This window comes from Dactylosporangium sp. NPDC049140, from assembly GCF_040648435.1.
This window is the reverse complement of sequence record NZ_JBEZDS010000038.1, coordinates 1-20,663: the sequence shown is the minus strand read 5'-3', so window position 1 is coordinate 20,663 and position 20,663 is coordinate 1. Positions and strand designations below refer to the sequence as shown.

General features: G+C 71.3%; 18 protein-coding genes and 4 pseudogenes. 8 read left to right on the top strand and 14 right to left on the bottom strand.

What is annotated here, in order from left to right; all coding sequences use genetic code 11:
• Window positions 1-450: 450 nt before the first annotated feature.
• The 3 genes and pseudogenes from AB0B76_RS41370 (at window position 451) to AB0B76_RS41360 (ending at window position 3,590) form a co-directional block, all read left to right on the top strand.
• A complete protein-coding gene (locus tag AB0B76_RS41370; RefSeq protein WP_360386264.1) occupies window positions 451-1,290 on the top strand; it encodes a sigma-70 family RNA polymerase sigma factor in 840 nt (279 codons plus the stop codon).
• Window positions 1,291-1,459: 169 nt separating this feature from the next.
• Window positions 1,460-2,326 (top strand): annotated as a pseudogene (locus AB0B76_RS41365) (DUF5667 domain-containing protein); the annotation flags it as partial.
• 412 nt (window positions 2,327-2,738) lie between these two features.
• A complete protein-coding gene (locus AB0B76_RS41360) occupies window positions 2,739-3,590 on the top strand; it encodes an HAD-IB family hydrolase (RefSeq protein ID WP_360386261.1) in 852 nt (283 codons plus the stop codon).
• Between the two features lie 982 nt (window positions 3,591-4,572).
• Here the strand turns inward: AB0B76_RS41360 and AB0B76_RS41355 are convergent.
• From AB0B76_RS41355 to AB0B76_RS41315, 9 genes and pseudogenes are all read right to left on the bottom strand, one after another.
• On the bottom strand, window positions 4,573-5,433 hold the full coding sequence (locus tag AB0B76_RS41355; protein ID WP_360386022.1) for a lysophospholipid acyltransferase family protein: 861 nt from the start codon (window positions 5,431-5,433) through the stop codon (window positions 4,573-4,575).
• Window positions 5,430-6,500: an NAD-dependent epimerase/dehydratase family protein gene (locus tag AB0B76_RS41350; protein ID WP_360386020.1), complete on the bottom strand. Its 1,071-nt coding sequence runs from the start codon at window positions 6,498-6,500 to the stop codon at window positions 5,430-5,432. Before AB0B76_RS41350 ends, AB0B76_RS41355 begins: the two co-directional genes overlap by 4 nt.
• A gap of 78 nt (window positions 6,501-6,578) precedes the next feature.
• Window positions 6,579-6,680: an AURKAIP1/COX24 domain-containing protein gene (locus AB0B76_RS41345; RefSeq protein ID WP_007465623.1), complete on the bottom strand. Its 102-nt coding sequence runs from the start codon at window positions 6,678-6,680 to the stop codon at window positions 6,579-6,581.
• A gap of 129 nt (window positions 6,681-6,809) precedes the next feature.
• Window positions 6,810-7,025 (bottom strand): helix-turn-helix domain-containing protein, encoded by a 216-nt coding sequence (locus AB0B76_RS41340; protein WP_033363444.1) that lies wholly within the window; start codon window positions 7,023-7,025, stop codon window positions 6,810-6,812.
• Between the two features lie 144 nt (window positions 7,026-7,169).
• Window positions 7,170-8,354, bottom strand: a complete 1,185-nt coding sequence (locus tag AB0B76_RS41335) for an ABC transporter permease (protein ID WP_360386018.1) — start codon at window positions 8,352-8,354, stop codon at window positions 7,170-7,172.
• Window positions 8,355-8,430: 76 nt separating this feature from the next.
• Window positions 8,431-9,102: pseudogene (locus AB0B76_RS41330) on the bottom strand (ABC transporter ATP-binding protein); the annotation flags it as partial.
• On the bottom strand, window positions 9,099-10,436 hold the full coding sequence (locus AB0B76_RS41325; RefSeq protein WP_360386016.1) for an HlyD family efflux transporter periplasmic adaptor subunit: 1,338 nt from the start codon (window positions 10,434-10,436) through the stop codon (window positions 9,099-9,101). The pseudogene AB0B76_RS41330 and the gene AB0B76_RS41325, both read right to left, overlap by 4 nt.
• 27 nt (window positions 10,437-10,463) lie before the next feature.
• The gene (locus tag AB0B76_RS41320; protein WP_360386259.1) at window positions 10,464-11,915 is read right to left on the bottom strand and encodes a basic secretory protein-like protein; all 1,452 of its coding nucleotides are present in this window, start codon (window positions 11,913-11,915) and stop codon (window positions 10,464-10,466) included.
• Window positions 11,916-11,999: 84 nt separating this feature from the next.
• Entirely contained in the window at window positions 12,000-12,920 is a 921-nt protein-coding gene (locus AB0B76_RS41315) for a proline dehydrogenase family protein (protein WP_360386014.1), read from the bottom strand.
• 78 nt (window positions 12,921-12,998) lie between these two features.
• On the opposite strand from AB0B76_RS41315, the gene AB0B76_RS41310 reads away from it, so the two are divergent.
• Window positions 12,999-13,589: a CGNR zinc finger domain-containing protein gene (locus AB0B76_RS41310; protein WP_360386012.1), complete on the top strand. Its 591-nt coding sequence runs from the start codon at window positions 12,999-13,001 to the stop codon at window positions 13,587-13,589.
• A 233-nt stretch (window positions 13,590-13,822) separates the two neighbouring features.
• Window positions 13,823-13,897: pseudogene (locus AB0B76_RS41305) on the top strand (cold shock domain-containing protein); the annotation flags it as partial.
• Window positions 13,898-14,502: 605 nt separating this feature from the next.
• Here the strand turns inward: AB0B76_RS41305 and AB0B76_RS41300 are convergent.
• Window positions 14,503-15,306 (bottom strand): sugar phosphate isomerase/epimerase, encoded by an 804-nt coding sequence (locus tag AB0B76_RS41300; RefSeq protein ID WP_360386010.1) that lies wholly within the window; start codon window positions 15,304-15,306, stop codon window positions 14,503-14,505.
• Window positions 15,307-15,346: 40 nt separating this feature from the next.
• Window positions 15,347-16,276: a Ppx/GppA phosphatase family protein gene (locus AB0B76_RS41295; protein WP_360386008.1), complete on the bottom strand. Its 930-nt coding sequence runs from the start codon at window positions 16,274-16,276 to the stop codon at window positions 15,347-15,349.
• A gap of 171 nt (window positions 16,277-16,447) precedes the next feature.
• Between AB0B76_RS41295 and AB0B76_RS41290 the strand changes: the two genes are divergently transcribed.
• The gene (locus AB0B76_RS41290) at window positions 16,448-17,290 is read left to right on the top strand and encodes a hypothetical protein (protein WP_360386006.1); all 843 of its coding nucleotides are present in this window, start codon (window positions 16,448-16,450) and stop codon (window positions 17,288-17,290) included.
• Here AB0B76_RS41290 and AB0B76_RS41285 read toward each other — a convergent pair.
• Window positions 17,258-17,491, bottom strand: a complete 234-nt coding sequence (locus AB0B76_RS41285; RefSeq protein ID WP_360386002.1) for a hypothetical protein — start codon at window positions 17,489-17,491, stop codon at window positions 17,258-17,260. The genes AB0B76_RS41290 and AB0B76_RS41285 overlap by 33 nt on opposite strands.
• 81 nt (window positions 17,492-17,572) lie before the next feature.
• Here AB0B76_RS41285 and AB0B76_RS41280 point away from each other — a divergent pair.
• A pseudogene (locus tag AB0B76_RS41280) lies at window positions 17,573-17,866 on the top strand (PilZ domain-containing protein); the annotation flags it as partial.
• A 7-nt stretch (window positions 17,867-17,873) separates the two neighbouring features.
• Here AB0B76_RS41280 and AB0B76_RS41275 read toward each other — a convergent pair.
• Both AB0B76_RS41275 and AB0B76_RS41270 read right to left on the bottom strand, forming a co-directional pair.
• Window positions 17,874-18,557 (bottom strand): response regulator transcription factor, encoded by a 684-nt coding sequence (locus AB0B76_RS41275; protein WP_360386000.1) that lies wholly within the window; start codon window positions 18,555-18,557, stop codon window positions 17,874-17,876.
• A gap of 77 nt (window positions 18,558-18,634) precedes the next feature.
• A complete protein-coding gene (locus tag AB0B76_RS41270) occupies window positions 18,635-19,735 on the bottom strand; it encodes an ATP-binding protein (RefSeq protein WP_360385998.1) in 1,101 nt (366 codons plus the stop codon).
• 151 nt (window positions 19,736-19,886) lie between these two features.
• Here AB0B76_RS41270 and phoU point away from each other — a divergent pair, with 151 nt between their 5' ends.
• On the top strand, window positions 19,887-20,543 hold the full coding sequence (gene phoU, locus AB0B76_RS41265; RefSeq protein WP_360385996.1) for a phosphate signaling complex protein PhoU: 657 nt from the start codon (window positions 19,887-19,889) through the stop codon (window positions 20,541-20,543).
• Window positions 20,544-20,663 lie beyond the last annotated feature (120 nt).

Here is a 20,663-nt window from a genome sequence, read left to right as displayed (position 1 = left end):
ATGACGAGCGTTCGATGGCGCAACCGTGAGAGGCCCGACACGCCGACTGAGTAAGAGACCACCCGAAAGTGTGCAACGGACGTGAGATGCCGGGGCGCGCCGCGACCGTTTGCGTCCCGTTCGTCCGGTTTGGCGGCGTGCCGTACGGCGTGTCGCGACTAGGTGACGGACAGCATGTGCGCCGGTCGCACATCGATCCATGGAAAGAATGTGCCCTCACATGAAGAGCCGCCCACACGCGGGGGACGCCGGACCTGTTATCACCGAAGTCGACTCACCCCATTTGTTGCGAGTTGACACCCCTCAGCCCGAGGAGGCCTAAGTGCCCGTGTTCGCGCCGACTAGCCCCGATGTCAGGACTCGCGAAGCATGAGCGGTTACCTGCATGTGTTCGAGGCCGAGCACGCACTCGCCGGTGGGCTGTCGATGCTGCGCGACTCGATGCGCGACATGTTCAGCACGGTGATCCGTGGTGAGGGAGGCAGCGTGCCGCGCACCCGTGGCCGCCCCCACACCAACGAGGCACCGGCGCGCTCCGGCCCGGCCCTGAACGCGCGACCCAACGCCGGGATGAACGGCAAGTCGTCCAACGCCGGCGCCGGGGTGCTGGGCGAGGAGACCGTGCCGATCCCGCAGGACGTGCTCAGCGGCGGCACGGACACGCTGACCGAGACCGGCCCACGCGAGCCCGTACCGCCGCAGCCGACGCGCCCCGAGCGCGGCGACCCGGCGTCGGAGGTCTGGGCGCTCATCGAGCGCGCCCAGGCCGGGGACGGCGCGGCATTCGGGCTCCTCTACGACCGGTACTTCGAGACGGTCTTCCGGTTCGTGTACTTCCGCGTCGGCAACCGCCAGCTCGCCGAGGACCTGACCGCCGACACGTTCCTGCGTGCGCTCAAGCGCATCGGCAGCTTCACGTGGCAGGGTCGCGACCTCGGGGCCTGGCTGGTCACCATCGCGCGCAACCTCGTCGCCGACCACTTCAAGTCCGGCCGGTACCGGCTGGAGGTCACCACCGGTGACGTGCTCGACGCGGACCGGCCCGACCGGGAACCCGAGGGCAGCCCCGAGGCGGTCGTCATCGACCACATCACGAACGTGGACCTGCTCAAGGCGGTCAAGCAGCTCAACCCCGAACAGCAGGAGTGCATCGTGCTGCGGTTCCTGCACGGGTTCTCCGTCGCCGAGACCGCACAGACCATGAACAAGAACGAGGGAGCCATCAAAGCGTTGCAGTACCGTGCGGTGCGTGCGCTCGCCCGGCTGCTCCCCGACGGATTCCAGCCGTGATCGCTGTCACCTCCGGTTACAGTGCGCCCGCAAGCGCCGTAACCAGCATCCGCTCTGCACCGTTGGTCCTGATGCGACCGTCGGCATGGCGCACGGCGGACGCGGTGGCCCACCACCCCGCTGCCCTGCCGCGCCTGAGTGACGCGATCAGCGAAGGGGGGTGCCTCAGGTGATTGGCTCCGTCTTCCATCGTCGACGGGCTGAGCGACTGGCTCAGCTTCTCGACGAGGCCAAAGGGGCCCGGCGACACCACACGAGGACCACGCTCGACGACTCCCTGACCGACCTTGTGTCGGTCGGACAGCGGCTCGGCGAGCTGCCGATCCGGGTGGAGGCACAGCAGGAGTTCCGCGACGGTCTGCGGGCCATGCTCATGGCCACGATCGAGCGCGACGGCATCGGGGTGACCGCCAAGGTGACCGAGCCCGAGCCGACCCGCCGGACGGGCCTGCGCTCCTTGCGCCGGCCCGCGGGGAGCCGACCGGCCGTCAGCCGCCGGACGCGCACCCGGGGCGCCATCGTCGTCGGCCTGGCCGCCGGCACGCTGGCCCTGTCCGGCATGTCGGCCGCGAGCGGCGGCGCGATGCCCGGCGACGCGCTGTACTCCGTCAAGCGGTCGACCGAGAAGGCCCAGCTCGCGCTGGCCGGCTCGGACATCAGCCGCGGCCAGCTGTACCTCGAGTTCGCCCGTACACGGCTCGACGAGGCCCAGGCGGTGAAGGACCCGACCGGGCTCTCCTCGGTGCTCGACGACATGGACGGCGAGACGCTTGAGGGCGTGCGACTGCTGACCGCGACCGCGGTGACCCGCAAGGACACCACGGCGCTGGATGCGATCGACGGCTTCGTGACCAACCAGCGCGGCGCGGCCGAGCGGCTCAAGACGGGTACGGGCGGCGACGCCCGCACCCGCGCGAGCCAGTCGGTCACCCTGCTCGACGAGATCGACCGCCGGTCCAAGGCCCTCCGGCCGCTGGTCAAGTGCGGCTCGACGGCCGTGACGGCGCCGGACTCGCTCGGCCCGGTGCCGGCGAGCAGCGCGTGCCGCCCGGCGAACAAGTCGGGCAACGTCACGAACGAGCAGCCCTCGGGTGCTCCGGCGGCGAACAACTCCGGCACCGGTACCGGCGGGCACTCCCCCGCCACCGTCCCGTCCGGCGCCGCCGTGGACTCCACCGCGACCGAGTCGGCCCCGGCCGAACCGCACACGGACTCGGCGTCGGATCCGAGCCCGGCCCCGGCGAAGTCGAAGAAGGGCGGCGGCGGCCTGCTCGGCTGGCGGCTGAACTGATTCAACCCGGCGACACGTGCACGACATGATGGGGTCCGGTGCACGTCATCGGGCCCTGTTGCTGTTCGGTGCTTGTACCGTTGGGTTCTTTCGAGGGGAGACCGACGTGCCGATCCGTCCCTACGCGCTGCGCCGTCGCCGGCCGACCGGCCGCGTCGTGGTCTCCGCCGCCGGCTGGGCCGCGGCCGAGGTCGAGGCGGCCCTGGAGATCCCCGCCGACCCGAGCGCGGCCGCGTTCTTCGACGTGGACAACACCATGATGCAGGGCGCGTCGATCTACTACTTCGCCCGCGGCCTGGCCAAGCGCAAGTACTTCACGAGCCGCGACATCGCCCGGTTCGCCTACCACCAGGCCCGCTTCCGCCTCCTCGCCTCCGAGCACGCGGGCACCGTCTCCACCGCCAAGTCGACCGCGCTCGCCTTCATCGCCGGCTGGAAGGTCGAGGAGATGGAGCGCCTCTGCGAGGAGATCTTCGACGAGCTCATGGCCGACCGCATCTGGTCGGGCACCCTGGCCCTGGCCCAGCTCCACCTCGACGCCGGCCAGCGCGTGTGGCTCGTCACCGCCGCCCCCGTCGAGCTCGGCCGCATCATGGCCGCGCGCCTGGGCCTGACCGGCGCGATCGGCACCGTGGCCGAGGTCGAGGACGGCGTGTACACCGGCCGCCTGGTCGGCGACCTCATGCACGGCCCGGAGAAAGCCGCGGCGATCACGACCCTGGCCCGGGCCGAGCGCCTGGACCTGACCCGCTGCGCCGCCTACAGCGACTCGATCAACGACGCCCCGATGCTCTCGACCGTGGGCTACGCCGTGGCGGTGAACCCGGACCCGGCCCTGCGCCGCGAGGCGCGCAAGCGCGGCTGGGAGATCCGCGACTTCCGCACCGGCCGCAAGGCCGCAAAGATCGCCATCCCCACGGCCTTGGCAACGGGCGTGGTAATCGGCGGCGTGGCGACCTTCACGGCGATGCGCAAGCGCCGGCGGCGGACTCCGGCTTCTTCGGGCTGAATCTGCGCTCGGGCCGGCCCCCGATAAGTCGGGCGCTCCGCCCGGCCCAGCCCCCGATAAGTCGGGCGCTCCGCGCCGCGACTTATCGGATTTTTCGCCTGTCGGGGTGTATGTCGGCTTACCTGGACTTTGGGGCTGTCCAACGACGCTCGGCCGATGGTGGCGGGAGCTTGCGCTCCCGCAACGTGTAAGCGTGGTCCCGGTTCGTTGTTACGCACGGTTATTCCTCTAGGCCGCGTTTCACCGGCGGGTTCATGCGGGTCGTCATTCGGTGGTCCCGGATTTGTGCGCTATATGAAGTGGGGCGGCGGGTTTCTGGAGTGGTTGGGATAATTGTTTTGTGGTGGGGCAGATATCGTTGTTCAGTCGGGCGCAAGTGGCTGCTATGCGGGATCGGACTCGGGCGCGGAATTGGTCGCCTTCTCAAGATGCGTTTCGGCGGGAGCATGCGGAGCGTCGCTACTGGGGGCTTCGGCGGCGGTATGCGGAGAAGCTTCGGCGGGAATATGGCAGCGAGGCGGCTGGGTATGCGAGCTTTGCGCGGCGGGCGGCGGAGGCGAAGGCGAACTACGCGCGGCGGGCTGCGGCCACCCTTGCGCCAGGCAGGTCGGTTCCGCCGGTTGAGCAGGTCGAATGCCCGGCTAAACCGGTTTCGCCAGTTGAGCAGCCCGTGGAGCAGGCCGAATGCCCGGCCAAACCGGTTTCGCCAGTCGAGCAGCCCGTGGAGCAGGCCGAATGCCCGGCCAAACCGGTTTTGCCAGTCGAGCAGGCCGTGGAGCAGGCCGGCGCCGACGCCGCGAGCGATCCCGCGCCGCAGCAGAGCGTGGGCCGCGCCGAGCAGCCTGGGCCCAATCGGCCGCGCCGCCGCGCACCGGCATTGCGATCGCGTTGGTCCGCCAATACTCGGAACAATCAACGACGGCCCGCACCGAACGATGAATTGTGCATTCCGCCGAGGCCGCGCGCAAAATATGCGCGGGAGTCAGGCGGAAAACGCGTCCGGGCGACGGTCCAGGAGTTTGTACAGCGTCTGCTGAATCGTCTCGCGAACCTGGTCCGCGAGGTTGAAGACCACCATCGGGTCGTCGGCCGAGTCTACGTATTCCTCGGTCGGGATCGGCTCGCCGACCTCGATAAGCCATTTGCTCGGCAGCGGGACTAGGCCCAGCGGGCCCAGCCACGGGAACGTCGGCGTGACCGGGAAGTACGGGGCGCCCAGGAGCCGGGCCAGGGGGCGGAGGTTCGCGATCATGGGGTAGATCTCCTCGGCCCCTACGATGGAGACCGGCACGATCGGGGTGCCTGTGCGCAGGGCCGCCGAGACGAAGCCGCCGCGGCCGAAGCGCTGTAATTTGTAGCGGTCCGCGAACGGCTTGCCGATGCCCTTGAAGCCCTCCGGGAAGACGCCCACGAGTTCGCCGTCGGCGAGTAGGCGCTCGGCGTCGGGGTTGCAGGCCAGCGTCGCGCCGGACTTGCGGGCCACCTCGGACAGGAACGGCATGCGGAAGACCAGGTCGGCGCCGAGCAGGCGCAGGTGACGGCGGGCCGCGGTCTCGTCGTGGACGGCTACCGAGAGCATCAGGGCGTCCAGCGCCACGGTGCCGGAGTGGTTCGCCACGACCAGCGCGGCGCCCTCCTTGGGCAGGTGTTCGGCGCCCGCGACCTCGGTGCGGAACCACTGGTTGTACAGCGGGCGCAGCAGCGGCAGGAAGACCCCGTCGGTGAGGTGGCGGTCGAAGCCGAAGCCGTCGATCTCGTACTCGCCGGTCAGGCGCTCCCGCAGGAAGGCGAGCGCGCCGGCGACCCGATCGTCCCAGACGTCCGGGAGATTCGGGTCAGTCATTCGCCACGCTCCAATGCGGCCCGCGCCGCACGTGTCCTGCGGAAGCCGTCGAGCAGCGCCTGCTCGACGGAGCGAATCGTATCCGTGGGCAGCAGCTCGTTCGCGCGGCGGCTGCGTACGAACTCCTCGAACGCCTCCGCGGTCGTGCGCGGCGTGCAGCCGAACTCGCGGATCAGCTTCGTGGTGTCGACGACCCGGCCGTGTACGAACAGGTCGAGCTGGTCCAGGGACACCCCGGCGCGACCGAGGCCGGCCAGGACGTTCAGGCCGGGCTCGAGCACCGGCATGGTGACGCGGCCCGCGCGGCGCACGGCCTGCGAGAGCGTCAGCGTTCCGGCGCCGGCCACGTTGTACGTGCCCGGATGGTCCTCGGTCACCGAGCGCACCAGCACGTCGAACGCGTCGTCGACGTGCAGGAACTGCAGGCGCGGGTCGCGGCCGAGCACCGTGGGCACGACCGGGCGGTCGAAGTACCGCGTCAGCCGCGTCTCCACCGCCGAGCCGATGAACGGCGCGAAGCGCAGCACCGTGGCCGCCACGTCGGGGCGGCGGCGACGGAAGCCGCGCACGTACCCCTCGATGTCGAGCACGTCCTTGGCGAACCCGCCGCGGGGCACCTCGCGCGGCTCGGTGTCCTCGGTGAAGATCGCCGGGTCACGGAACGAGGCCCCGTACGCCGCGGTCGACGAGCGCACGATCAGCTTCCGCAGCCGCGGCGCCTGCTGGCAGGCCGCGAGCAGCTGCATGGAGCCGATGACATTGAGCTCCTTCATCGCCGCGCGGCCGCCGTGCTGGTCGGTCGCGGTGGCCACCGCGAGGTGGGCCACCGCCTCGACGCGGGCGTCGACCATCGCCCGCAGCACCCCGGGGGTGCGCAGGTCGAACTGCAGTACATCGATCTTGGAACCGGCGCCGGACAGCACCTCGGCGAGGTCGCCGGTGGGTGCCGTGGCGTCGACGCCGACGACGCGTTCGATACGCGGGTCGGCGGCGAGCCGGGCGGCCAGATGCGCGCCGAGATACCGGCTCACCCCGGTCACCAGTACGACGCTGGGTGACGCGGTCACGCGGCTCCGATCACAGCGAAGCGCACGCCCGTCACCCGGCTGGAGCCCGATCGGGCCGCCGGGTAACGAACGGAGGGGCTACTTGCCGAGACGACGACGCTGGACGCGGGTCTTGCGCAGCAGCTTGCGGTGCTTCTTCTTGGCCATACGCTTGCGGCGCTTCTTGACCACCGAGCCCATACGAGCATCTCCTCGATACAGCGGAACGCGTGCCATCGCTGGCACGCCGAAGACATGGTTAGCCGTTCAAGGGTAGCCGCATCGCTGCTGGATCGGAAAACGGCCCCGGCAAGCGCCACCGCCGAAGGGTTATGCGGTCTCGCGGAATGCCTCGCGCAGGTACGCATCGACGGCGTGCTCGGGCACCCGGAACGACCGTCCGACGCGTACCGCGGTCAGGTCGCCGGCATGGACGAGCCGGTACACGGTCATCTTCGACACCCGCATCAAGGTGGCCACCTCGGCGACGGTCAGGAACCTGACCTCACCCAGCCGGCCTTCCGTGGTGTGTGGCGTGCTCGACATCGCGACCTCCGACCAGCGTGCTCGCCCAGTGCTCGGCCCGGCAGCCCCGGATCGAGCGTCACTCAATCAGCGTGTTACCAGTACGGTAACGGTACGCCTGTGACTTGCACCCCAGGTTCGTCGGAATCTTTCCCGGATACTTGATCACTCGGTACGCAGGGCGACCACCGGGTCCAGGCGGCCCGCACGCTGGGCGGGGACCACACCGAAGATGATCCCGACCCCGGCCGAGACGCCGAAGGCGAGCGCGAGCGACCACCAGGTGATCGCGGCCGGCACCGGCGACAGCGCGGCCACGACGAGGGCCGCGCCGATGCCCAGTGCCATGCCGATCACGCCGCCGAGCGTGGTCAGCAACACCGCCTCGAGCAGGAACTGCACCCCGATGTCGCGGGGCCGGGCCCCGACGGCCTTGCGCAGCCCGATCTCCTTGGTCCGCTCGCGCACCGACACCAGCATGATGTTGGAGACCCCGACCCCGCCGACGAGCAGCGAGATGCCGGCGATGGCGGCGAGCACGCCGGTGAGCACGCCCAGGATGTCGCCGAGTACACCCAGGATCTGCTCCTGCGTCACGGCGCTGAACTGGGTGCCGGGGTGGCGCCGGGTGAGCTCGGCGAGGATGCGCGCGGACAGGTCGCCGATCTCGTCGCGGTTGGGCGCCTTGACCGCGATCCCGTCGACCCGGTTGGTCGCGAGCAGTCGCTGTGCGGTCGTGACCGGCACGTGTACCTCGTTGTCGCGATCGATCCCGAGGCTCTGCCCGAGCTGCTCGAACACGCCGACCACCCGGAACCGCACGCCCGCGATGGTCAGCTGCTGGCCCACCGCGTCCCGGTCGCCGAAGAGCTTGTGGGCCACGGTCCAGCCGAGCACCGCGACGCGCCGCTGGGTGTCGACGTCGGAGCGGGTGAGGTACGTGCCGCGGGCGAGATGGCGCACGAACACGTTCGGCGTCGTCTCGATGACGCCGTTGATGCTGGCGAAGGTCTCCGTGTTGCCGGCCGCCACGGTCTCGCCGGAGGCGACGGTCACCGCCACGCGGCTGCGGTCGCCGACGATCTTCGAGACGGCGTCGACGTCGGCGAGGTCCATGCGCGAGACCGACGGCGCGGAGCCGATGTTGACCTCGCCGGGCACGACGATGAGCAGGTTGGAGCCGAGCCCCTCGACCTGCTGCTCGATCTCCTGCTTGGTGCCGGTGCCGATGGCGACCAGCACCACGACGGCGGCGACCCCGATGATCACGCCGAGCATGGTGAGCATGCTCCGGAGGCGGTTGGCCCGCAGCGCGTCGATCGCGACGCGCCAGGCCTCGGCCAGCCTCATGCCCTCACCTCCGCAAGGTCCGGCAACGGCGCATAGCCGGGCCGATGGTTCGCGGCCCTCCGCTCCGGCCCGCTCACGACACGATCTCGCCGTCGCGCATGACGATCTGGCGGTCGGCGCGGGCCGCCACCTCGCGGTCGTGCGTGACGATCACGAGGGCCACCCCCTGCTCGCGGTTGAGCGTCTCCAGCAGCGCGAGGACCGCCTGGCCGTTCTTGGTGTCGAGGTTGCCCGTCGGCTCGTCGGCCAGCAGCACCTGCGGGTCGGTGACGAGGGCGCGGGCGATCGCGACCCGCTGCTGCTCGCCGCCGGAGAGCTGGTTCGGGCGATGGTCGAGGCGGTGACCGAGCCCGACGCGCTCCAGCATGGCGACCGCCTGCCGGCGCCGGTCGGTGGCGCGCATCCCGCGGTACACCAGGGGCAGCGCCACATTGTCGACCGCGCTCGTGCGGGCCAGCAGGTGGAACGACTGAAAGACGAAGCCGATGGTCTCGTTACGCAGCCGGGCCAGCTCGTGGGGGTCGAGGCCGCCGACGTCCCGGCCGCCCAGCAGCAGCCGCCCGGACGTGGGGCGGTCCAGCCCCCCGAGCAGGTGCATGAGGGTCGACTTGCCCGAGCCCGACGGCCCGATGATCGCCACGTAGTCGCCGGCGTCGACGGTGAAGCTCACTCCCCGCAGCGCCGGGACGGTCACCCCGTCCAGGGCGTACTCCCGCGTGACGTCCTCCGCGACCAGGGCCGCCGTCATTTCGGCAGGTCCATGCCCGGTTTGACCTTGTCGGTGCCGCGCACCACGATCTGGTCGCCGTCGGTGACGCCGCTGATCACCTGGACGCGGTCCTGGCCGGAGACGCCGACGGCCACCGGCTGCTGGACCGCCTTGCCGCCCCGGACCAGCCACACGACGTCCTTGCCGCCCACGTTGAAGACCGCCGCGGCCGGCACCGTCACCGCGTTCTGGATCGAGCGCACCTGCAGGTGAGCGACCGCGTTCATGCCCGGGCGGGGCGACGGGGCCGGGCGGCCGTCGTCGTACTTCCCGGGGCCCAGCCGCAGCCGCGAGCGGTACGCCACCCCGCCCCGCGCCGAGGTGCTCGGCAGCACGTCGGCCGAGGTCACCGCCGCCTCGTAGATGGCCCCCGGGGCCGCGTCGAGCTCGACCCGCGCCGTGACGCCGGGCTGGACGAGCAGCACATCGGTCTCGTCGACCTCCGCCATCAGGCCCAGCTCCGACACGTCGACCACGGTCAGGAGGGCGGTGCCGGCGGTCACCCGGCCTCCCACCGGTACCGCCGGATCCACTCCTGGTCCGTTCCCCGCACCGGTGGCTGGCGCCTGGCCGCCGCCCGTGGCCGTGCCGATGAGGTCGGTGATCGACGGCGCGCTCGCCGCCGAGGTGCCACCGAGCTGGACCACGCCGGCGACCGGCGCGCGCAGGGTCAGCTGGTCCACGGTGGACTGCGCGAGGTCGACCGCGGACTGGGCCTGGGCACGCTGGGCCTGGGTGAGCGCCGCCATCGCCTGCGAGACGCTGGCCAGGCCGCGCTGCACGCTCTGGATCACGGCCCGCGCGGAGGCGGCCGCCTCCTGGTAGGTCCGCTCGGCGAGGTCGATCTGGGTGGTCAGCGAGGTCCGCACGGCCGCGTCGGCGATCTGCGCCGCGGCCGTGCGCGCGTCCGCGAACGCCTTGGCCGCCGCGTCGTCGGTCTTCTTCTGCTGCGCGGAGAGGTTCTTGACCCCGGCCCCGCCGCCGCCGGCGCCCTTGAGCGCGTCGAGGGCACCGTTGGCCTCCTTGAGCCGCTGCTGGGCCGTGGGCGAGTCGACGACCGCGAGCACCTGGCCGGCGGTCACGGTGTCACCCGGCTTGACGCTCAGCGAGATCAGGGTGCCGTCGGCGGCCGCGGTGAGCGTGGCGGCGGCGCGGGCGGTGACGGTGGCGGGCGCGTCGACGACCTCGACCACGTCGCTGCGCCCGGCGCTGCCCAGGCCGATGCCGGTGTCGTTACCGGTGCAGGAGGCGCCGGTGAGCGACACGAGGATCAGCAGCGCGACGGCGGTCGTTCGCGGGGGGACGCGATACACGCTCGCAAGTGTAGATACGCGAATGCGCTAGTTGCGGCCCCGCACGTACCGCACGCAGTCGGCCTGCACGTCCTCCCAGCTCATGCTGAAGGCCTGGCGTGCCGAGTCGTCGAGCGGGTGGCCCTGCCGGACCGTGGCGTCGAAGAAGTCGAGCAGCCGGTCCTCGCCGAAGCGGTCGGCCAGGTGCTGCAGCGACAGGTAGGCGACGCCGTAGCGGCCGCTCACGTCCGCGGTGCTCGCCCCCTCGGGCGGGTCGTCGAGCGCGATGTCGCCCTTCCAGTGCCCGCTGCGCAGGTAGGCGCGCACGTCGCCCATCTGGTCGAACGCCTTGCCGCTGCCCTTGACCCGCACGTACTCGGCGATGCCCTCGACCAGCCACCACGTGTGCTCGTAGGCCTTCTCGACCCCGGCCAGCGTCACCACGTGGGTGAACTCGTGGCGCAGCACGTCGAGGGTCTGCTTGGTGTCGACGCGCGCGGCGTTGAGCACGATCTCGGTCGCGCTCGCGGTCAGCGGCAGCGCGAAGCCGGCCACCCACGCCTCCTGGCGCATGCCGTACCACTTCGACCACTCGTCGGGCCCGGCCAGGTAGACGACGTACCGGGCCGGCGGCGGCCCCCAGCGCGCGAACGTGTCGGTGAGCGCGGCCGCCTGCTCGGCCGCGGCGAGCATCGAGGGCAGGCGGGACGCGTACTTCGCGGTCGTCGCCATCACCACCCGGTCGCCGACCTGGGCGCGCAGCTCGCTGACCTCCCACGGACGCGGCCCGAGGTCCTTGGCGACGCTGAACTCCAGCAGCGTGACGCTCTGCCCCGCGACCTTCCACCGCGTGTCGGCCTCGAGGCTCATCGGGTCGCAGGTGGTAACCACGAAGCAGTACTTGACCAGTACCGTCGCGCTCGCGGTGCCGCCGGCCTCGGTCTTCGCCCGCGCCTCGACCGCCGGCTGCCAGATCTTGACCTGCAGCTGGCGCAGGGAGCCGAACCGGCGGGCGAGGTCCTCGCGCAGCCCGCCCGCGGACGGGTCGACCGCGCGCAGGAAACCGTCCTCGTCGCCGCCGAGCAGCGCGTCCGCCTGGTCGGTGAGGGCCTTGCGGATCCGGCCGTCGACACCGGTCGGCGGCGGGTTCGCGGTCGCGCCCGCGGTGCCCGGCCGCTCGGCCTGGGCGCCCGGCCGCCCGCCGGTGTCCCGGCCCCCGGCGCCGGCGAGGCCCTGGCCGGAGACGACCGTCGAGCGCTCCATCCGCACCGTGGCGAACGCGATCGCGCCGGCCGGGGCCAGCAGCAGCACGGCGAGGGCGACGACCACGGCCGCCCGGAACACCGTGGAGCTCCTGGGTTTGGGGGGTTCTTCGGTGTACCGCCGCAGCCCGATCGGCGGCGTCGGCCCGTCCCAGTCCTGCGGGGCGCGCTGGTGGGGAAGGGCCGGGTAGCTCGCGGTGACGTCACCGCCCGCCCTCCGGCACGCATCCCCAACCATCACTGCCGGACCGTACGCGAACGGGTCAACCCGCCGCGTCGCCCATACGGACGAGAGGCGACCTGATGTGGCGAAAGCCCGTTGTCAGCCTCGCGACCGCAGGGCCCTGGCCAGGAAACTCACGTTCGCCGGGCGCTCCGCGAGACGCCGCATCATGTACGCGTACCACTGCGTGCCGTACGGGAGGTAGACCCGCACGGTGTAGCCCAGCCGGGCGAGGCGCAGCTGCTCCTCGGGGCGCACGCCGTAGAGCATCTGGAACTCGAACTCGTCCGGGGTGCGCTCGTACCACTTCGCCCGGTCCTCGCCGATGCCGATCAGCCGCGGGTCGTGGGTGGCGAGCATGGGGTACCCGGCGCCGGCCATGAGCACGTTCAGGCAGCGCACGTAGGACTTGTCGACGTCGAGGCGGCTCTGGTACGCCACCGACTCCGGCTCCTTGTAGGCCCCCTTGCACAGCCGGACCCGCGAGCCCGCGACGGCGAGCTCCCGGCAGTCGGCCTCGGTGCGGCGCAGGTACGCCTGCAGGACCGCCCCGGCGGTCGGGAACTCCCCGCGCAGCCGGGCCAGCACCTCCAGCGTCGAGTCGGTCGTGGTGTGGTCCTCGGCGTCGAGCGTCACCGTGGTGCCGGACTCGGTGGCCTTGGCGCAGATCGCGCGCGCGTGCTCGTAGGCGACCTTCTCGTCGAAGACCTGGCCGAGCGCGGAGAGCTTGAGGCTGACCTCGGCGGCCGGGGTCAGCTCGGCGGCGTGCAGGGCATCGAGGAGCTTGAGGTATTCGTCCCGCGTCGCCTCGGCCTGGTGCGGGTTGGTGGTGTCCTCCCCGAGGTAGTCGATCGTGACGGAGAGGCCGTCCGCGACGAGCTCGCGGGTGCGCTGTAGCGCGTCGTCCGCGTGCTCCCCGGCGATGAATCTGCGCACGATACTGCGGCTGACCGGGGCGGTTTCGACGAGCCGCTCGACCCGGGTGGAACGGGCGGCGGCGAGGATGACCGATCTGAGCATGTGCCGAGCGTAAACAGAACCGCGAGTGTCCGGTGACGCCTGGTCGCCAGTGTGGCATTTCTTGACTACCTTGGTCGGGTGGACTTCGACGCGTATGCGCGGACCGCCGTCGACATCGTCAACGCGCCGCTCGAGAGCATGCAAGATCTCGCGGCGCTCTTCGGCGAGGACAGCTGGCAGACCTCCGAGGCGACGGAGCGCGACCTCGTCGCCTTCCGCCGTGCTCGCAAGCGGCTGCGGGAGGTGTTCGAGCACGGGTCGTCCGGCCGGGACGTCGCCGCCGTGGCGGAGCTCAATGCCCTGCTCGAGGCGTACCCGATGCAGCCGCGCATCTCCGGGCACGACACCCACGACTGGCACATGCACGTGACCGGTCGCGGCTCGTCGGTGAGCTCGGAGCTCCTGGCCGGCGCGGCCTGGGGCCTGGCCGTGTGGCTGTGCGAGCACGGCAGCACCCGCTTCGGCGTGTGCGCCGACGAGCGCTGCGGCAACGTGTACCTGGACACGTCGTCCAACTGCTGCCGCCGCTTCTGCTCCGAGCGCTGCGCGACCCGCTCGCACGTCGCCGCCCATCGCGCGCGCAAGCGGGCCGCCGAGACGGGCGCGGCCCCGGCCTCGCTGACGCCGGCGACGGCGCCCGAGGCCGAGCGGGCGGTCGTGACCGCCTAGGCGGTCCACCCGAAGGCCGCCGCCCTGTGGCCGCGGCCGCGGCTTTTCGCGCCCTCCTGACTACGCTCCGTGGCGGCCAACTGCCGGAAACTGCCCCCAGGGTCGGTAACTTCGGGCATATCTTGCGTCATGTGGTTCGCTTTGTCGCATGTACGACAAATTGGACAGGTGGGCTTGAGCGATGCGGTGCCGGCGCTGACTTTGGGGCCGGACCTACGAAGGAGAACAGCACAATGGCCCAGGGATCCGTGAAGTGGTTCAACGCTGAGAAGAGCTTCGGCTTCATCAGCGTCGACGGCGGCAGCGACGGGTCCCAAGGGCCCCAGGCCGAGTCCGTACGCAAGATCTGACACGCCGACTTCCCAACCGGCCCGCGATATGTCGGGCGCTCCGCGCCGCGACATATCGGATTTATACCCCGACGGGCGATAAGTCGGGTCCGTAGGGGTTGGCCGAAGCATAGAGCTACCGCGGCGTCCGTCGTTGGCCCGGACCGTTACTCCCGTGGCCTCACCGTCCGCCGTTGGTAACGGCGGACGCGTCAAAGGCGGAGCGGCGCAGAGCGCCGAGGCACGGAGCGGCGCAGAGCGCCGAGGCACGGAGCGGCGCAGAGCGCCGAGGCACGGAGCGGCGCAGAGCGCCGAGGCACACAACAGCGCAGAGCGCCGAAGGCGCCGCGCAGGGCGCGGCCAACCGCACAGAGCGGCGCGAGCGCCGAAGACCGCGAGCGCCGAAGACACAGCGCACCTCCGGGGCGCACCCGCGCCGGTCGACCACGCAGGAAAGGCGCCGAGCTTGAGAGGCGCAATGCGTCGACGGAACCGGCGCACAAAGACGCTCTGCGTCAACGGCACCAGGCCGCCGGCGGCGCAACGCACCGAAGGCCCGGCGCGTCAGAGGCGCCGAACGCGAGTCAGGCGACCGGCGACGTGGTGGCCAGGTGCTGGCGGGCGAACCGCAGCGACTCCGCGAGATCCGCCTCCCGCTCCGCCCGGCTCCCCGCCTTCCGCGTGCCCACCTCCACCGCCACCGACCCGGTGAAGCCGCGCGAGTCCAGCGAGGCCAGCAGCTGCGCGCAGGGCATGCTGCCGCGCCCCGGCACCAGGTGCTCGTCGCGGCCCTTGCCCGTCCCGTCGCCCAGGTGCACGTGGGCGAGGTTGCCGGCCATGGTGTCGGCGAGCGTGATCACGTCGGTCCGCGAGGCGGCGCAGTGCGAGAGGTCCAGGGTGTAGGCGTCGAAGCCGGTAAGCGTCGGGTCCCAGCCCGGCGCGTACGGCACGAACTCGCGGCCCACCCCGCGCAGCGGGAACATGTTCTCCACGGCGAAGCGGATGCCCGGGAACTGCCGGCCGAGGCGCAGCAGGCCGGAGGAGAACGTGCGCGCGTACTCCCGCTGCCAGGCGAACGGCGGGTGCACCACGACGACGTCGGCGCCGAGCGTGTCGGCGAGCTCGGCGGCGCGGCGCAGGCGCTCCCACGGGTCGGGGCTCCACACGCGCTGGGTGACCATCAGGCACGGCGCGTGCACGGAGCGCACCGGCACGTTGTAGTGCTTGGAGAGCCCCACCAGGGCGCGGGCGTCCTGGCTGACCGCGTCGGACCAGACCATGACCTCGACGCCGTCGTACCCGAGGGCGGCGGCCATCTCGAACCCGGCCGCGGTCGGCTCGGGGAACACCGAGGAGGTGGACAACAGGACCGGAACTTGGCGACTCACACCACCAGGCTAGCCCGACTCGGGTAGCGTCTCCTGTCGATCAACTCGACTCCAGTACTTCCAGGCGGCGAAGAATCACCCCTTCGCGCAGCGCCCAGGGGCAGATCTCGACCTCGTCGATGCCCAGCACCCGCATCGTGACCTCGGCCACCACCGCGCCGGCCAGGATCTGGTGCGCACGGCCCGGGCTGACGCCGTCGATCTCGGCCAGGGCCGAGGACGACATGCGCCGTATGAACGAGAGCACCTGGTGCAGGCCGGTGCGGCTGAGGCGGCGCGGCACCCGCGGCCCGGCGCCGGACGGGGCGGCCCCGGCCAGGCGGGCCAGGGTGCGGAAGGTCTTCGAGGTCGCGACCGGCCGATCCCACCCGTTCGCGAGCAGCGTGGGAGCGACCTTGCCCACGACCGTTTCGGCGTACTCGCACAGCCCGTCGACCGACGCGGCCGACGGCGGGTCACCCTGCAGACGCTCCCGGGTCAGCCGCCCGGCGCCCAGCGGCACCGACAGCGCCACGTCCGGCTCCTCGTCGATGCCCGCCGCGAGCTCCAGCGACCCGCCGCCGATGTCCATCACCAGCAGCCGCCCGGCCGACCAGCCGAACCACCGGCGCACGGCCAGGAAGGTCATGATCGCCTCGGCCTCGCCGGAGAGCACCTGGAGATCGACGCCGGTCTCCTCGCGTACGCGCTTGAGCACCCGGCTCGAGTTCTTCGCGTCCCGCACGGCCGAGGTGGCGAAGGCGAGCAGGTCGTCGCTCTCGAGCCGGGCGGCGGCGTCACGGGCCTGCTCCACCGCGGCGATCAGGCTGTCGGCCCCGGCCTTGGTCAGCTCGCCGTTGCCCCCGATCCGCTCGGCCAGGCGCAGCTCGGCCTTCTGCGAGTGGGCCGGCCACGGATGCGCGCCATGGTGGGCATCGACAACGAGCAGGTGGACGGTGTTGGAGCCCACGTCGAGCACGCCGAGTCGCATGCTGAGACGGTATCCGTGCGCGGTAAAGGCCGCGCGCCGTGCCAGGGAACAGCCGCGCGCGGAGCGCCCGCAAAAGTGGCCGCCTGCGGCCATGGGGGGCGCGGGGCGGGAACCCCCGCCGCGTACCGGGCGAAGCCCGCGCCAAGCCGGCGGCAGCGTACCCTGTTTCGAATGGACAAGCAGGTCGAGGTCGACGTGGACGTCGAGTTTTACGAGGAGCCCCGCGACCTCGAGGTCGGTCTCGACTTCCCGCGCGAGTGGCTCGAGTTCTCCGACCCGGCCGACGCCGACCACCTCGTCCGCGCCGACCTGACCTGGCTGCTGTCCAACTGGACCTGTGTGTACGGCAACGGCTGCCACGGCATCATCGAGGGCCGCGCCGAGGAGGGCTGCTGCTCGCACGGCGCCTTCTTCACCGACGACGACGACCAGGAGCGGGTGCGCGCGGCGGCCAAGCGGCTCACGCCCGAGCACTGGCAGTACTTCCGCCGGGGTTTCAAGCGTTTCACCGAGAACGACACGATCGACGGCAAGAACAAGGCCCTGCGCACCGCGACGCGTCCGGGCGGCGGCTGTGTCTTCCAGAACGACCCGGACTTCGCGGGCGGGGGCGGCTGCGCCCTGCACGGCCAGGCGCTGCGCGACGGCGTGCATCCGCTGGAGTACAAGCCGGACGTCTGCTGGCAGCTGCCGGTCCGCCGCGACCAGGACTGGCGCAAGCGCGCCGACGGCACCAAGGTGCTCGTCTCCACGCTCGGCGAGTTCGACCGCCGCGGCTGGGGCGAGGGCGGCCACGACCTGCACTGGTGGTGCACGTCGTCGCCGGAGGCGCACGTCGGGGCGAAGCGGCTCTACCAGGAGTACGAGCCGGAGCTGACCGCGCTCATCGGCAAGCCGGCCTACGTGCGGCTCGCGGAGCTGTGCGCGGCCCGCGCCGAGCAGGGGATGATCGCCGAGCACCCGGCGACCTCGAGCGCGCGCTCACTGAAGCTCATCCCCATCCGACCCGTCTGAGCCCCGGCCGGAGCGGGGTCGGTTGCGCCGGGCCCGGGCCATCAGGGAGTAGCCCACCGCCATCAGCGACAGCCCGATCAGGACGCTCGGCAGCAGCCGCCAGTTCGCCTTGGCCAACGCGGTGTACGCGGAGCTGATCGCCAGCATGAGCCCGACGATCATCATGAGCATGCCGGCCGGGCCGGTGTTGAAGCTGCGCACCGGCGCAAACGCTACGGGAGCCCGCGGTGTCGTACGGCCGGACTCCTCAAGTCTCGCCCGGGTGAGAGCCGGGGCGGCTCGACGTACCGCGGCCGGGTCATCGACCTGTCCGAGGGCGGCGTGCGGTGCCGGATGCCGGAGGACCGCTTCGAGCGCGACGACCGCGTCGACGTCGCGGTCTCCCTCGAGACCGACTCGATCACCGTGACCGGGTCCGTCCTGTTCGTCCGGCGGGATCCCGAGAACGCCGGCTACGACGTGATCATCACGTACGAGACAAGCGAGCTCGTTGGCCGCGCGATCCGCGGTTACGTCCTGCGTCCCGAGATGGAGGAGCGCAGGCGCAACCGCGAATCGGTGGCAAATGCCGGGTAGGGCCGGTTTACGGCTCGAACTTGTAGCCCAGCCCGCGGACGGTGACGATGTACCGCGGCGCCGAGGGCTCCGGCTCGATCTTGGAGCGCAGCCGCTTGACGTGCACGTCGAGCGTCTTGGTGTCGCCCACGTAGTCGGCGCCCCAGACGCGGTCGATCAGCTGGCCGCGGGTCAGCACCCGGCCGGCGTTGCGCAGCAGCAGCTCGAGCAGCTCGAACTCCTTGAGCGGCAGCTGTACCGCATCCCCGGCCACGGTCACGACGTGCCGGTCGACGTCCATGCGCACCGGACCGGCCGAGAGCGTCGGCGGGGCGAGCTCGCCGACCGTGTCGATCTGGCGGCGCAGCACCGCGCGGATGCGCGCGACCAGCTCGCGGGGCGAGTAGGGCTTGGTGACGTAGTCGTCGGCCCCGATCTCCAGGCCGACCACCTTGTCGATCTCGCTGTCCCGCGCCGTGATCATGATGATCGGGACGTTCGACTTCTGCCGCATCTGGCGGCAGACCTCGGTGCCGGACATCTCCGGCAGCATCAGGTCGAGCAGGACGATGTCCGCGCCGGTACGGTCGAACTCGGTCATGGCCTCGGTACCGGTCGCCGCGATCGAGACCTCGAAGCCCTCGCGGCGGAGCATGTACGACAACGGGTCCGAGATCGACTCTTCGTCTTCGACCACGAGTACGCGCGCCAACGTGCTGTCCTTTCGTAGCTGCCGGGGAGCCACACTGCGCTGCGAACCGCGGGTGGAATGTTGCTGTTGCGTAACGATCATGGGGCCCCTCCGATCTCAACTGACGGCGGTAGCGTCAACGCGGCCTCCGTCGGACGCGAAGGCAGCCGCAACGTGAACGTCGAGCCAACTCCGACCGTACTGGTGACGGTCACTCGGCCGCCGTGGTTGGTAGAGATGTGCTTGACGATGGCAAGCCCCAGCCCGGTGCCGCCGGTGGCCCGGGAACGCGCCCGATCGGCGCGGTAGAACCGTTCGAAGATCCGGTCGATGTCGCGGGGTTCGATGCCGATGCCCTGGTCGGCGACGGCGATCTCGACGTACCCGCTGTCCTCGCTGGTGGTGATCGTGACCGCCGTGTGCTCGGGCGAGTACGCGATCGCGTTCTCGACCAGGTTGACCACGGCGGTGACGAGCTGGTTCTCGTTACCGTAGACGGTCAGCCCGCGCAGGCCCCGGAACTGCAGCTCGATCCCCTTGGCCGCGGCCGGGGTCTTGGCCCGGTCGAGCACCTCGGCGGTGATCTTGTCGACGTCGACCGGCTCCGGCTCGGGCAGCGGCTCCGCGCCCTGCAGCCGGGAGAGCTCCAGCAGCTCCGATACCAGCCGGCCCAGCCGCGACGACTCGTGCTTGATCCGCTCGGCGAAGCGGATGGCGGCCGCGGGGTCCTTGTCGGTCGCGTCCAGCAGCGCCTCGGCGAGCAGCTGCAGCGCGCCGACGGGGGTCTTGAGCTCGTGGCTGACGTTGGCGACGAAGTCCCGGCGCACACGGGCGACCCGGTGCGCCTCGGTGACGTCCGCCGCCTCGATCGCGACCCGGCCGCCCTCGAGCGCGACCGCCCGCACGTTGACGCCCAGCGGCTCGCCGTGGGTCAGGCGGGGCAGGTCGAGCTCCACGACGCGCGTGATCCCGGTCCGGCGCACCTGGCCGGCCAGGGTGCGCACGATCGTGTGCGCCTCCTCGGTCGAGCCCGCGGAGCCGTTCTGCCGCTGCCGGACGAGCCCCATCTCCCGTGCCGCCGCATTCGCGAGCACGGGTCTGTCGTCCTCGTCCAGGACGAGCACCCCGACCTGCAGCGCGTCGAGGATGTCGGTCACCGCCGGTCCCTCGGACTTCGCCTGCCGGAACTTCCAATCCACGATCCGATGGTAGGAGACCGTCTAGCGCATCCAGCGCACACGGAGGCACGAATCGGGCTCATGTGGTCCAGTGTTCACCCTGCTGGCGGCCATTGTTCATTGGAGGCTCCGGGTTCGGGCCCTAAGGTAGGTACACAACGATGGGAGCAATATGCGCGACGAATATCGTGCCGATCTTCTTCAGGTCAACAAGCTGCTGGTGTGGATGGCCGACGCGGTGCGCTCGGCCATGAGCCGGGCCACGAACGCCCTGCTCACCGCCGACCAGACCGACGCCGAGGAGGTCATCGCCCGCGACGCCGAGGTCAACGCGCTCTACCGGCTGGTCGAGGACAAGGTCTACGACCTCTGCGCCCGCCAGGCCCCGGTCGCCTCGGACCTGCGGCTGCTGCTGACCGCCCTGCACCTCGCGGCCGACCTCGAGCGGATGGGCGACCTCGCCGACCACGTCGCCAAGACCGCGCTGCGCCGCCACCCGGCCCGCGCCGTGCCGGAGCCGCTGGTGGCGACGTTCGAGCAGATGGGCCAGGTCGCCGACCGGATCGCCGGCAAGATCTCGAGCGCCATCTCCAAGCTCGACGTGGTCGCGGCCGGCCAGCTCGAGCGCGACGACGACGCGATGGACAAGCTGCACACCGACCTGTTCGCGATCATGTTCGCGCCGGACTGGTCCGAGGGCACCGAGGCCGCGGTGGACGGGGCGCTGCTCGGCCGCTTCTACGAGCGCTACGCCGACCACGCCGTCAACGCCGGCAACCACGTGGTGTTTCTCGTCACGGGTGAGACGCTCGACACTCGCGCTGAGTAAGAGACGCAAAAAAGGGGGGTCGGGCGCGCGGAGCCCCGTCGTGCGTAAAGTCAGCCGGCCGAGCAGCCCGGGGTGATGCCCGAACCGGTGCCGGTGGCCTGGAAGCCGAACTCCGTGTAC